This is a genomic window from Vibrio sp. NH-7 (genome assembly GCF_053643215.1).
Genome location: NZ_CM132187.1, coordinates 253,864 through 267,890, shown reverse-complemented (window position 1 = coordinate 267,890; position 14,027 = coordinate 253,864). Strand labels below are relative to the sequence as shown.

Annotated in this window: 9 protein-coding genes; 2 read left to right on the top strand and 7 right to left on the bottom strand. The window is 45.3% G+C overall.

Annotation, left to right across the window (positions count from 1 at the left end):
• Positions 1–2: 2 nt before the first annotated feature.
• Both ACUALS_RS01285 and ACUALS_RS01280 read right to left on the bottom strand, forming a co-directional pair.
• Entirely contained in the window at positions 3–1,217 is a 1,215-nt protein-coding gene (locus tag ACUALS_RS01285; RefSeq protein WP_454448704.1) for an aspartate aminotransferase family protein, read from the bottom strand.
• Positions 1,218–1,586: 369 nt separating this feature from the next.
• Positions 1,587–2,165, bottom strand: a complete 579-nt coding sequence (locus ACUALS_RS01280; RefSeq protein ID WP_038192767.1) for an aminodeoxychorismate/anthranilate synthase component II — start codon at positions 2,163–2,165, stop codon at positions 1,587–1,589.
• Between the two features lie 222 nt (positions 2,166–2,387).
• Here ACUALS_RS01280 and ACUALS_RS01275 point away from each other — a divergent pair, with 222 nt between their 5' ends.
• Complete coding sequence (locus ACUALS_RS01275) at positions 2,388–2,753, top strand: hypothetical protein (protein ID WP_005470904.1); 366 nt, start codon at positions 2,388–2,390, stop codon at positions 2,751–2,753.
• Positions 2,754–2,803: 50 nt separating this feature from the next.
• Here the strand turns inward: ACUALS_RS01275 and ACUALS_RS01270 are convergent, their stop codons facing one another.
• The 5 genes from ACUALS_RS01270 to ACUALS_RS01250 form a co-directional block, all read right to left on the bottom strand.
• Positions 2,804–3,700: an endonuclease I family protein gene (locus ACUALS_RS01270; protein WP_005471166.1), complete on the bottom strand. Its 897-nt coding sequence runs from the start codon at positions 3,698–3,700 to the stop codon at positions 2,804–2,806.
• Positions 3,701–3,750: 50 nt separating this feature from the next.
• Positions 3,751–6,693, bottom strand: a complete 2,943-nt coding sequence (locus tag ACUALS_RS01265) for an ExeM/NucH family extracellular endonuclease (RefSeq protein ID WP_454448703.1) — start codon at positions 6,691–6,693, stop codon at positions 3,751–3,753.
• A 116-nt stretch (positions 6,694–6,809) separates the two neighbouring features.
• The gene (locus ACUALS_RS01260) at positions 6,810–10,112 is read right to left on the bottom strand and encodes an ExeM/NucH family extracellular endonuclease (protein WP_454448702.1); all 3,303 of its coding nucleotides are present in this window, start codon (positions 10,110–10,112) and stop codon (positions 6,810–6,812) included.
• 20 nt (positions 10,113–10,132) lie between these two features.
• Positions 10,133–11,218 carry a hypothetical protein gene (locus ACUALS_RS01255; protein WP_038192734.1) on the bottom strand — a complete coding sequence of 362 codons (1,086 nt, stop codon included), beginning with the start codon at positions 11,216–11,218 and terminating at the stop codon, positions 10,133–10,135.
• Positions 11,219–11,701: 483 nt separating this feature from the next.
• Positions 11,702–12,223 carry an FxsA family protein gene (locus tag ACUALS_RS01250; protein WP_454448701.1) on the bottom strand — a complete coding sequence of 174 codons (522 nt, stop codon included), beginning with the start codon at positions 12,221–12,223 and terminating at the stop codon, positions 11,702–11,704.
• A gap of 318 nt (positions 12,224–12,541) precedes the next feature.
• On the opposite strand from ACUALS_RS01250, the gene aspA reads away from it, so the two are divergent.
• Complete coding sequence (gene aspA / locus ACUALS_RS01245) at positions 12,542–13,993, top strand: aspartate ammonia-lyase (protein ID WP_005470944.1); 1,452 nt, start codon at positions 12,542–12,544, stop codon at positions 13,991–13,993.
• The last annotated feature ends 34 nt before the right edge of the window (positions 13,994–14,027 follow it).

Below are 14,027 nucleotides of genomic sequence, written 5' to 3'. Positions count from 1 at the left end.
AATTATTGTGTTAGCGACGCTAATGCTTTATCCAGGCGCGCTAATCCTTCTTCGATTTCTTCTTTACTAATGACAAGTGACGGCGTGAAACGCACTACGTTTGCACCCGCAACTAGTACCATTAATCCTTCTTTACCCGCTGCGACCAAAACATCGCGAGCACGGCCCTGCCACTCATCATTAAGTGCAGCACCGAGTAGTAACCCTTTGCCACGAACCTCGGCAAAAACTTGGTATTTATCATTCAGCTTAGCCAAGCCATCACGGAACAGCGCTTCACGCTCAGCAACGCCAGCCAATGTCTCTGGATCGCTCACGACGTCAACCACCGCTTCTGCCACAGCACACGCCAGAGGGTTACCGCCGTAAGTCGAACCGTGAGTACCCACTTTTAGGTGCTTAGACAGCTCTGTAGTCGTTAGCATTGCGCCAATCGGGAAACCGCCGCCTAAAGATTTCGCAGTACTTAGAATGTCAGGCGTCACGCCCAGGCCTTGGTAAGCATAGAAATGACCAGTACGACCATTACCAGTTTGAACTTCATCAAAAATCAGCAGTGCATTGTGTTTGTCACACAGTTCACGAACAGTTTGAACAAATTCGTCTGTTGGAGAGATGATGCCGCCTTCACCTTGAAGAGGTTCCATCATGATGGCACACGTGCGATCTGAGATATGCTCACGCAGCGCTTCAACATCGTTGTAAGGTAGGTGCGTCACGTCACCTGGCTTAGGACCAAAGCCATCAGAGTATGCTGCTTGACCGCCGACAGTGACCGTAAAGAAGGTACGGCCGTGGAAACCTTGTGTAAACGCGATGATTTCAGATTTCTCTGGACCAAACTTATCAGCAGCGTAACGACGCGCCAGCTTAAGAGCAGCTTCGTTCGCTTCAGCGCCCGAGTTAGCAAAGAACACTTTTTCTGCAAAGCTCACTTCGGTCAGCTTTTTAGCTAGACGCAGCGCTGGCTCGTTAGTCATCACGTTGCTTAGGTGCCACAGCTTTTGGCCTTGCTCTGTTAATGCATTCACCATTGCTGGGTGACAATGACCTAGACAGCTCACGGCGATACCACCAGCAAAGTCGATGTACTCTTTACCTTGCTGATCCCAAACGCGAGCACCCTCGCCTTTTACTGGAATCATTTCCATTGGGTTATAACAAGGTACCATTACCTCATCAAACAAACCGCGTTCTACATTATTTTCTACAGTCATTGCACATTCCCTCTCGATACCGCATGCATAGCGAATATGGTGTCCTTACTTCCATTCAATGAAATAAGATATTGTTTTGCTTTTAAGCAATTACGGCATTGTATTTACAAACAATTAACCTTTTCAATAGTGATTTATGCTTTTTATCCACACTGAAAAAGCCGAATTCCCATCATGTGTGAGTATTTATGCACGATGCTACTCGTTTTATGAAGCAATATATTCTTATAACAAAGATAAGCTCTGATTAAGCATAGGCATAGCAAGGGCTGAAAGGTAGCAATGACATAGGCTGCGAATAGTTTTTCACAGAATATTCGCCGCTTGAATTATGAAAGAAATGTTAAGAAAGGTGATCCCAGTCAGGGTTTATCGCTTCAGAAAGTTGGCGAGCAGTTCATGTCCCTGCTCCGTTTTGATCGATTCTGGATGAAACTGGACCGCATCTATCGGTAAGGTCTTATGTTGATAGCCCATAATCTCATCCATAGAACCATCTTCAAACTCAGTCCAAGCAGTTAACTCAAAACAGTCTGGCAGAGTGCCATTTTTCACCACCAACGAGTGGTATCGGGTCACGGTGAGTGGATTGTTCAAACCCGTAAATACACTTCGTCCATTGTGTCGAATAGGCGAGGTTTTACCGTGCATCACTTGCCGAGCGCGCACCACTTCACCACCAAAAACTTGCGCGATGGCTTGATGCCCTAAGCAAACTCCCAGAATGGGTAATTGCCCCGCGAAATGTTCTATCGCTTGCAACGAGATACCCGCCTCATTAGGGGTACACGGCCCAGGCGAGATAACCAAGTGCGAAGGCGCTAACGCTTCAATACCGGCAATATCAATTTCATCATTACGTACCACTTGCACATCAGCCCCCAACTCACAGAAGTACTGATAGAGGTTGTAAGTAAACGAGTCGTAATTATCGATAATCAACAGCATGGCAGAAACAAGCACTAAGTATTTCGAAGTTAGGAGCGGTATTGTGCAATAAGAAGATAGAAAGGCAAGTAATAATCGATCGGGCAATATGTTCTTAAACTTGCTCCAGATAACGATAATTAAAATAAATACAAACAAGCATTAGATACACACCGCAAATCTATCATATGATTGAGCTGCTAATAAAAGCAGATACACAACAAATAGTTACAGAGAAATATAATGAAATTTAATGCAATCGTCGCAAGCCTAGTGGCTTCGCTCGCACTGGTTGGTTGTCAATCAACGTCAGATGTTCCAACACCAACAGCAGATAAACAAACCATTGAAGAAGCTCGCACTGCACTCGCAGGTGTTGATGATTTGACTGTCGATGAGTCTGGCGTTATCTCTTTAGTGCAGACACTGCCATCGAGATACCAGTGGAATGCGACAGCAATTAAGAAAATTGGTCGTGAAGTCTCCTGCGATAACCTGCGCTACTTCGTAGACAAAGGTATGGTGGTGAACATTCACTTTAAAGGCCCTAAAGGTCGCTATGATCACTTTGACCAACAGCGATGCCTAGAAGAAGACCAATACCTATAAAAAAAGAGCCAACGTTTGTTGGCTCTTTTAAAATCTAACTATAAAGATCGCTACTGAACACAATCTTTAGCAAAGATGCTATCTGCCCAATGTGGATTATCGACAAATGGATTTCGGTTACCTTGAATGTTTTGAATCTTGGTATTTCTCTCAAATTCAAAATCATCGACGCCGTCCAGTTTGTTCCACTCAAGCAAAATACAAACATTACCCAAAGCTGTACCGTTGTCAGTCACTGAAGAGACAAGCTCTAAATCAGGGTTAGACGCATCACTATTGTCTTTTCCTTCATAGCGCGTTGCCATGTAGAACATCATACGTGCAACATCACCTTTTACCTCATCACGTGGTTCAAATGAGTCGCCATCTCTTCTGTTACCTGGCGCTTCTGTTAACTCGGTGCCCCCTTCATCAAACTCTAGGTTTCCTCGCGCCCCATTAACGCTTTCATCCGTCGGTCTTAAATGATGGATGTCCGTGTATGCCGCCGCGCGCTTATCGTTAAAGCCTCCATTTGACTTAGGATAGGTGTGTTCACGGTTCCAGTTGTCTTGACCTAAACTGCCTTGACCCGATTTTTGTCCTTTCTCTTGTGAGCGCCCGGTGTACATCAAGATCACGTTGCTACTGTTGTTCGGATCTTCATCGGTAATATCCAGAGCATCCCAAACGTCAAAGCTGCTTGAAGAGTAAGGCAACTGAGTAATCCCTGTGGATATAATCGCATTGAGCGCCGCTTTCAGTTCTGGCCCGCTTTTACCAATGGCACTATCGTAATAGCCATTAGGGTTATGGATCTCTCCTGGCGGTACGGGTGGCTCAACGATGTCAGTCTGGCAAGTGATTGACGGAATCCCTCCAACAACATGAGGATCATGCGCTTGTTCATAAGCGGCAGAGGCACCAAAGGTGCTCATCATTAATAAAGTGAATAGTGTTTTTCTCATGACTTTGATTCGGGGGGAGCAATCCCCCCTCTCCTAATTATGGTAACCAATTACGCTTTGAACTTGCGACGCAAGAATCCCAGACCAAATAAAGCGAGTAGTCCAACGCCCCCAGAACTACCAGCATCTTCACTATCATCTTTTGTTGCTTCTACGACATTGATACGATCAGACTGAATCACTTCACCAGCGATTGTTGTTCTAACACTGTATTCCCCGAGCTCTAACCCTTCGGAGAAGCTCACTTCAGTCCAGCCTAGTGCAATCTCATATGCGTCCAGGCTATCTTTGGCAACTCTCGAAGACGTCGCTACATAAGTTGAAATGGCGTCACTAATTGAAACCGAAACTTCATCACCCACTTTTAGATGGGTGCCATTTGCTTGGGTCAAATCAACAAAGTATTTAAAGCTCTTACCCACTGAAGGCGCAGGTATTCTAGGCTCATTGATCGGCTCAAAGGGCAGTTTTACGGGCGTTCCAGGAACAATAGGTTGGTCTGGGTCTATAGGATAAATAGGATCGATTGGCTCTAAAGGTTTACCATCAAAAGCAATAGAAATGACAACAGGGTCATGAACCGCGGCGCGATAAACGTCTTGGTACTGTTGGCCCAAACTATGATCATACGCCAATACACTTGCTTCACCAGCGTTGATATTCCACTGCTTCGCATCAACCACCAAAGACTTCAAACCCGGTGAGGTTAGAATGTAGTCGAAACTCCCTTGTCCATCACGATTGACGGTGTTGTAGCCCTTCGAATCGAGAATAGCCAACACATTTTCATAACCATAAAAGGTATCGATGACCTTTCCATTTTCGCCATGAAGCGGTTCATCGTCTATGAAGGTAAAAGACGCGGCTTTGATTTCATGAGTTTCAGGAACGTCATCACGATTGGTCAAGACCGATATTGGGTCTTCATTAAGGTAAGCATTGAAACTACCCAAAATGACTTTTTCACCCAATACGTCTTGTAACTGCTGACCTAGATAATCAGCGGCCGATACTCGTAATTCTGCGCATTGGCCTTGTTTAGCATTGCTACTGTTTTCAAGGCAACTCTGTTGTCTATCAACAAAATCACTTACTGCTACAGTTAACGTTTCATCGCGATCTTTCAAATTAAAGGTTGCAATAAGACTGGCGGCTTGTGCAGCAAGCTTCTCAGAAGAAACTTGCTTAGGCATTTCAACCACTTTTAAGGACTCAAGCCCTACTTTGCTGGCTTTAAAAATCAGATAATTGGCCGATGTCAGTTCACCGAACTGCTCAAGCCCTTGCGCACTGGCAATGTGGTAATGATTCGCTTCATCTAGGTTTTTGTTGAGCTCGCTGACTAACTGACCGATAGCTGAAGAGGTAGACAAACCATTGTTCTCAACTTCCATTAAGCCAACGACATCGGCATCTAAGGCGATCAAAGCACTAACCAATTTTGATGTCTGAACTTCAAACTGCGCTGTATCAACGGTCGTTTCAATCAACATTCCATCATTGGCTAAGTTGGCTTCTCCACCAAAGGGGCTATTTAAGTAGCCACCCGTATTAAAGGTCGCCAGTTTAATATCCCCACTCTTGAGACTAGGTTTATCCTGACGACTGTTCCCATTAGCCACAAACGTTCCATTGTGAGCAGGCTCAGTAACATAAAGACGATAGTCTGAGTACGAGTACCCCAAGACGCCTTGCAACTGATTCGCACGGTCTCCTACGCGAATATAGTCATCCGTGGAACCATTTTGGTCAGCATCACTCTTAGCAAAATCTGGGTACCAAGCGGGTGCACCACTCGTGTCTTTGTCAAACGATTCCACAACGACTCGGAAGTCTTCATTACAATCTGCAGCTTTAGCCGCATCATCTGATGCCGGGAAAAAACTCTGGTTAGGGTGGATGCTTGCTTGGCCTCGACTGAGTACCATATTGTAGCGCTGAGCCTCTTCATCCAAACTGTAGCTTCGAGAAACTCGCATATCTAACATCGAGTTTGTGTTGATTAACATGCCTTCATGGCGCTCGAGGGTGAAATCAAACTCCTTGTCACTGGATAGCTCGGTAAAATCAGTGGCAGTAATTGACCCCGTTCCAATTGTCTTGACTTCATTCGCTGGAATCTGTGTCCAACCAAAGTACTCTTCTACAGGACCCATGACTTCGACTTTATCGCCAACTTTTAACCCGGTGACATCTGCAACGACAAAGATTCCGTCAGAGGTTTGCGCGTCGTTATCAGGCGTCTCATCCTGCATAAAGAAACCGATACGTTCACCTTGAGCGATCTCCGTGCTCTGTATCGCGGTGATTACACCAACAACAGTAAACACTTCATCTGATACAAACTTGCCATTCAGAGGATCCGTGTAAGGAGATGCCCATGAGCTCCCCTGCAGTTCACCAATTAAAGAAGCTGGAGAAGGCTCAGGGTCGGGATCAGGTGTCGGATCTGGGTCTGGAGTAGGCGGAGTCACACCATCCACGCTTCCTAGCCCCTCGTAGTTTCCATCACCGGCATTTTTCCACTCACTGGCTTCAAAAGACATGGATGGCATGCTTGGGCTAATACGCTGTAGAGAAGAATCTTCAAAGACATCTGTTGCAGATGTACCGAGATGCCCAACAAGGTCAATATTTACCCCATTTTTCGCAAGCGCCACCGCATCGCCGCCTTTCCCGTTGAAAGCGAGAGCTTCAACTTGATCGACAACAGCAGGAAGTTTTCCCGCTAACTGACTATGGGCCACAACATACACTTCACCAGCTCCCAAATTTCCTGCAAGTGGGAACTCTGTTGTTAGCGGGTTAGAGCCCGTTTGGTTGTTATATTGAACGATAGAATACTGAGACAAATCGACGGATACAGAACCATTGTTATAGATCTCAACGGCTTTATCATTGCCGTTTTCCACCACTTCGGTAATCAGAACATTTGCCTGTACCACAGGAGCAGCAGCCAGACTAATAGCGACTGCTAAAATACTTTTTTTCATTGTTAACACTCACTGGTAACAAAATTAATGACTCAACATGCCAAATAGAGCGAATACTCTGTTTTTCAGCAATAAAAAGGGGGCTAGTGCAAAACACTAGCCCCCATGTCGAACCGTTAACGACGACGCAAGAAACCAAATCCAAACATGGTCAATAGCGCGCCAATACCAAAGCTACCACCCGAGCCGTCATACTCTGGAGCGACGGGTTTCACATTGCTTGAATCACGTTTTTCAATCGACACTGTCATTGTTTTCGAATCAATCACCGTTGAAGTTGAGCGCGAAACCGCATCTCTGTCACCTTTAAGCTGCATCGTTAAGGTGTAATCACCTGCTTCCAAGCCAGCCACATCAAACATCACCGTCTGAGCGCCATCGGCATCAAGTGTTACTTTTGGCAGAGTGACACCGGTTGGGCGAGGCGAGATTGAGATTTCCGCAATATCACCCGCTTTCGCTTCTGCTGATACTGGGAATGCAATATCTGCTCGACCACTCTTCATAGTGATAGAAACTGGCACTTCACCCGCTTCGCCATATTTGTAGCCTAGGCTGATGATGGCAGAATCATGGTCAGAAGAGCGGAAAGGCGTTTCAGCATAGAACGGGTTAGGTTCATTGGTGTCGCCACCCTTGTATTTGTGGTTATAGTCATACAACGACGATTCTGGTGCATTGATGTGCCAATCTGTTGCATCTACCAAACGACCTTGTAGAGAAGGAGAAATCAGCATGTGATCCAACGAGCCGACTTCATCATTGAACGAATAGCTCCATGAAGTTTTACCTTCTTCCGTTTTTAGATCGACCGCGTTCAAATACCCAAACGTCTTTTCAATACGCTGACCATTTTTTTCAAATGGCGTCTTGCCTACGTAGGTATGTTCTGATGCATAGATGGCTTTACCAGTCGGGTTGCTCGTTAGAACTAGCATCGGGTCTTCATTCGCATATGAGTTCATATCACCCAATACGACTTTATCACCCGCAATATCTTCTAACTCTGAACCTAAATGGTATGCAGCCGCAACACGGAAGTTTTCACACGAACCTTGGAAATCATCATTGCGTACATCGTCCTTCTCAGGATCGAAATTCTTCCACGTTTCCCAGCCTTTCCAGTCTTCGTAACAGGTTGAACCTTTAGACTTAAAGTGGTTAACAGCAACAGACAGTTTCTTACCCGTATGATTCACTTTAAAGGTCGCTACGACACTGTGACGTTGATAGTTATCGCCACTTTCGCGAATTTCACCTTTTTTATCCAAGATAGGCGCACCGTTGCCATCAACGATCGTTGGCGCATGCTGCTCTGGCATCGGAATCACTTCACCAGTGATAATTGAGACTTTAGAAGGACGGTAGATAACACCTGTCGTGATCGCATCCGAACCCACTGTATCTTGCTCATCAAGAACCGCGTCACCGTTCTTATCGAACCCAACAAACACATAGCGATTGTGGATTGAGTTCTGTCTATTACGATCGCCGTAATCTTCGTCGTAGTATTTGGCATTGACGGCAGCAAGTAGCTCATTGATTGCACTGAAGTCACCGAAACCATTGTTCTCAACTTCCATCACACCCAAGATGTCCGCATCCAAGCCGTAAATCGCTTCAACGATTTTTGCCTGTTGACGCTCAAACTCTTGCTGGGACTCTGCTCCGCGGTTGTCACCGAAATTGTTGTCAGCACCACCATATGGTGAGTTGAAGTAGTTCAGTACGTTCTGAGTCGCCACTTTAATGGTGAAACCATGCTCACCGTATGATTCGTTGATGGTTGGTGCATCGGTACGATCTGTATTGTGGACAAACGTAATGTTCTGCGAAGACTCTAGGGCTTTAGGCACGATGATATTGAAGTTACCGTAAGAGTAACCAACAACACCCGTTAAACCCACTACGCTATCATTAATGCGAACGTAGTTTTTCTGCGGATCTTGTTTAAATTCTGGGTAATAAGGAATCTCACCATTTGGCGCTTTACCGTCAGACTCAAGAATTACACGGAAGTCATCGTTTTCAGCCGCTTGAGCTAAAGAATCAATCGATCCTGCAACATGGTCTTGGTTTGGCTGAGGGTTTGGACGCTTGTATGCAAGAACCATGTTATTGCGGAAAGCATCGTAATCGAAGCTAAAGCTACGTGACACTCGCATATCATGTTTTACTGCCATTAATTCATCGCGACGTGCTTCTTTTGCCTCATCTAGACGCTTTAGATATGTAGCCTCGTCTTCATTAGCGTCACGTTCAACCGTCACCTTCTCAACAAGCGCGTCAATGGTAGCCAACTCTTGAGCTGTCTTACCCATATCGGCAGTAGTCTTGACCAGCATACCTTCGTAACGTTCTAGCGTAGATTCAAATGTTGTATCGTCAGCATGGCGTTTTAGTTCAACAGGCGTGACAGAAACTGGCGTTTCATCAATCACTTGCCATTTATCATCAGCGGCAACAAGCTGGGTTAAACCATAATTTTCTTTAACTTTGGCTACTACACACACTTTTTGACCGATCATGCTATCAGTGGCTTGAGCGGTCGGTACAAAAATACCGTCTGATGTCAGGTCATTACCATCGTTGTCATACAGGTAAAAACCCTTCGCAGGATAACTCGTCACCGCAGACACAATACCCGTTACTTTGTAATGCTTGTCAGACTCATACCCTTCAGTAATAAGTGGAGAGAACTTACCTTCGCCTTGCACTGCACCGATGGTTTGTTCTTCTACGTCCGTTGCGTCATCACACGGGGTATTTACTGGCGGGGCAATTGGGTCATTGTTGACCGCAACTGGGTCACCTAGTCCACCAAAGTCGTTCTGAGGAAACGCTTCCCAATCGTTCGCATCGTAAGTATTTTTAGGCCCTGTGCCAGCTTTGCGTCTCATGGTCATGTTTGCCCATGGGTCATCAGCTGCATCAGAATCACTGTAGATCCCAAAGATATCGTGAACATCACTTTGTGCTGAAGAGGTACCTAGCCAAACTGCGTCGTCACCATTAAACGTTAATGCATTGTACTTAGCTTGGTCATACGTGCCGGCTGTAACCGCTGCACCTTCTCCACCCAAGCGTTCGATGTATTGGAAGATCTCAGCACCAGCTTCACCATTAACGACGACAATGCTTTTCCCTGGTGCAATGGTGACATCTTTAAGAACATTTATTTTGTCCTTGTTATGAACCATATTTTTATAACGACTGAAGTACAGCGCTAAATCACCATCATTACCTTCAAAGGTTACAGCGGATGCACCAGTGTTACTGATTTCGACAGCTTTATTCTGTGCGGAGCCTTCAACATACTCGGTAATAAGTACTTTGCTCATGTCTCCAATATCAGCAGTAGCGACGCCGCTAAGTACAGTACTAATTGCACCAGCAAGTAGGGTCATTTTCTTATTCATTTTCTTGTTCTCCGGTCCAATTAGAAGTAAACGCGTGCGTACGCGTAAGCTTGTTGCGCAGCTTCACCGCCGTTAACTTCAAATGCAATCACACTTGAAGGCGTCGGCTTGTAATTCACGCCCAACGTTGTCCAAACGCGCTCATCGCCCCAATCTGACTCTTCGGCACCATTCGCCTCATTGTCGATTGCCCATTGCTCATATTCTTCGTAGTTGTATGACGCAGTGAATTCCCACTGAGGATTTAATACATACTTGGCGGAGGCTAGGTAACCCTCGTTATTTTGCGGTTTATAATCGTTGTAAAGCACACATTCAGGCACACCAAACTCATTTGGTTTCTTCTGGGCACAAGTACCGATGTATTCTTCTTCTCGGAACAAGTTGACGCCCAAGTGGAACTCGTCAGTAACAGCTAGTCGCGCACCTGCACCTACTAGTCTTTGCTCACCGTATTTAGATTCACTATCCGATCCTCTACGACCTTCTACACCAACCACAACTGAGAAACGGTCACCAAAGTAACCTACGTATCCATTACCGACATCGCCAAGAGAAGAACCAGAGGAAGACTCACCTCCATAACTGTATGAAGCCCCGACTTTAACGACACCAAGGAAACGGCCTTCATACTTGATCGTCGTATCCTGGTCACCAGCTTCACCCGTTTCAACAGTCGTATCGAAAGTGAAGTCGCCCCATTTATCGTAATCATCAAATGCAGTGTCTGTGAGACCGGCCTCAATGTAGTGAGACACATTTTCTGACTTCCACAGTTCATAGCCGATAAACAGTTTGTCGATCGCTAGCACCATGTCTCCACTACCGTATTTCCAGTTTTCACGCTCATAATCGAGCTCTAGGCGGTAATGCATTTTTCCTTGCTGGCCTTTAACGCCCATGGTGGCAAAAGAGTCGTCAATGAAGTTCTTATCTTCGTAGAACTCTCCATATTCGTATTTGGCACCAATATGTCCACCGACCCCAACTTCACCATATAACTTGGCAAAATCACCTTGGTCATTTTCATAGATGGTTACGGCACTTGCGTTTGCTGCTAAAAATAGCGATGAAATCGCTATTGCCACTGCATTTCTTTTTAGCATTTGAGTTTCCCTTCGATTTAGTTGCCGGTTAACTGCACACTTCCAACAGGCATAGTTAATATCGCTAGAGGCAGTACTAACGGCTAACTAAGCAAAGATTGTTGTGTTTAAAACGGTGTAGATTGACCGGAAAGTCATTAATAACAGGACGATTGTCGACCTTTTAGGTAAACAAAAAACGAACATACATTGCTAATGAGAAATTAATCACATTTATATTATCAATAGTATGAATACTCTAAAATTTTCAACAGATACAGTAAGACATAAAAAAAACTGTTCAAAAGCACGTAAATCTGTGGCAAAGATCGCATTTAACCACATAGAAATATGACCTAAATGCGCTAAAAAGGACTAACGAGAACGATTGCTCAATGACATAGCGTTGCTTAGATGGCAGAGAGGAAAGAGGTAGGAATGAAATTTGTGATAGTGCGCAAGCTATTAACAACTGTTAACAAACGTTGCGCACAAATAGATTGATTACTTTAGACGGCGCTCATCGTCATCTTTACGTTCATATTCCCCTTCAAAGGTATCTCCTTTTTGGGATTGGAACGGGTCGCGATTGAACGGGTCATTTTCAAATGGATTTTGACCAAACTGGTCGCCATTGAAACTGCCGTGGAAGCCCTGACCACCGACCGTTTTTACCACCATTTTGCTCATCAGGTACTTCGCAATCGCTGCTCGTGGGGCAGGCAAAAGCACCAACATGCCCAATGCGTCTGTCATAAAGCCAGGTGTAAGTAAAAGCACACCCGCGATGGCAAGCATGACACCTTCAAAGATTTGTTGTGCTGGCAATTCACCTTGATTAAGGCGGTTTTGTACCGACATTAAGGTCTGTAACCCTTGGCTACGTACTAGCGATGCGCCAACAAACGCAGTGATCAGCACCAAAGCGATGGTTGGCCATAAACCTAGGAAACCACCAACTTGTATAAACAGGCCTATTTCAATAATAGGTACGAAGATAAACAGTAATAATAAGATAGGAAACACACGCCCTCCTTTGTTGATGTCAGTGTACGTGCTCTGATGTGTGAGCTCAAATTGAAGCTGTAAAAAAGCGTGATAAATCCCTCAATAGACGCCTACCTCTAAAGGGCTATTCATACCCTGTTCATATCTTGCAAAACTTTAACTAAACAAAAGCGAAAAAGGTGATCCAGTTACTATTTTTATGCGCTAGGTGCAGTATTATGTGCCACATAAGTCAGGACGGATTTAACAGCCTAAAACTCTGACGAATGGATTCTTAAACTACAGATTGGCTAGTAATTCACTTTATTATCAGAATAATTATCTAAGGATCCTGTGATGGCTACCCTAACCGATGCTCCAAAAACAGCAGCCCCTGCTACCCGTATCGAAGAAGACCTACTAGGTGAGCGTCACGTACCGGCTGATGCCTACTACGGCATTCATACTCTACGTGCTATCGAGAACTTCAACATTTCTAACATGACCATTTCTGACGTACCTGAGTTTGTACGCGGTATGGTAATGACGAAGAAAGCAGCCGCTCTTGCCAACAAAGAGCTAGGCGTGATCCCAAAAGACGTTGCGAATTACATTCTTGAAGCGTGTGACTTGATTCTTGAAACAGGCAAGTGCATGGATCAGTTCCCTTCAGATGTATTCCAAGGTGGTGCGGGTACTTCTGTCAACATGAACACCAACGAAGTGATCGCCAACGTTGCTCTTGAGCTGATGGGCAAAGAGAAAGGTCAATACGAGTTCATTAACCCAAATGACCACGTCAACAAGAGCCAATCCACTAACTGTGCATACCCAACGGGGTTCCGTATTGCGGTCTACAACAGTGTTCACCAGCTAATGGAAGCGATTGAGTACCTAAAAGGTGCCTTCGAACTTAAAGCACAAGAATTTAAAGACGTATTGAAGATGGGTCGTACTCAACTTCAAGACGCGGTACCGATGACAGTGGGTCAAGAGTTCCACGCATGGGCGGTAACCCTAAACGAAGAGATTCGTGCGTTGGATTACACTTCAAAACTGCTACTGGAAATCAACCTAGGTGCAACCGCAATCGGTACTGGCTTGAACGCTGCACAAGGCTACCAAGCGGCAGCAGTGAAACACTTAGCGGAAGTAACGGGGCTTGAAGTGGTGCCTGCTGAAGATCTTATCGAAGCGACCTCTGACTGTGGCGCTTACGTAATGACGCACGGCGCGCTAAAACGTCTAGCGGTTAAGCTGTCTAAGATCTGTAACGACCTACGTCTGCTTTCTTCTGGTCCTCGTGCGGGTCTCAACGAGCTGAACCTGCCTGAACTTCAAGCGGGCTCTTCTATCATGCCAGCAAAAGTAAACCCAGTAGTGCCAGAAGTGGTTAACCAAGTGTGTTTCAAAGTGCTTGGCAACGACAACACTATCTCGTTCGCAGCAGAAGGCGGCCAGCTTCAACTTAACGTGATGGAGCCAGTGATTGCTCAAAGCATGTTTGAATCAATCACCATCTTGAAAAACGCTTGTGTGAACCTACGTGATAAGTGTATCGATGGCATCACAGTCAACAAAGAAGTGTGTGAAGCCTACGTTTATAACTCTATCGGTATCGTCACTTACCTAAACCCATACATTGGCCACCACGAAGGTGACATCGTCGGTAAGATTTGTGCGGAAACAGGTAAGAGCGTTCGCGAAGTGGTATTGGAGCGTGGACTACTCACCGCAGAAGAGTTGGACGACATTCTTTCCGTCGAAAACTTTATGCACCCAACCTATAAAGCAAAACGCTACGAATAAGCGAATCGATAAGGCCCCAAACGGGGCCTTTTTT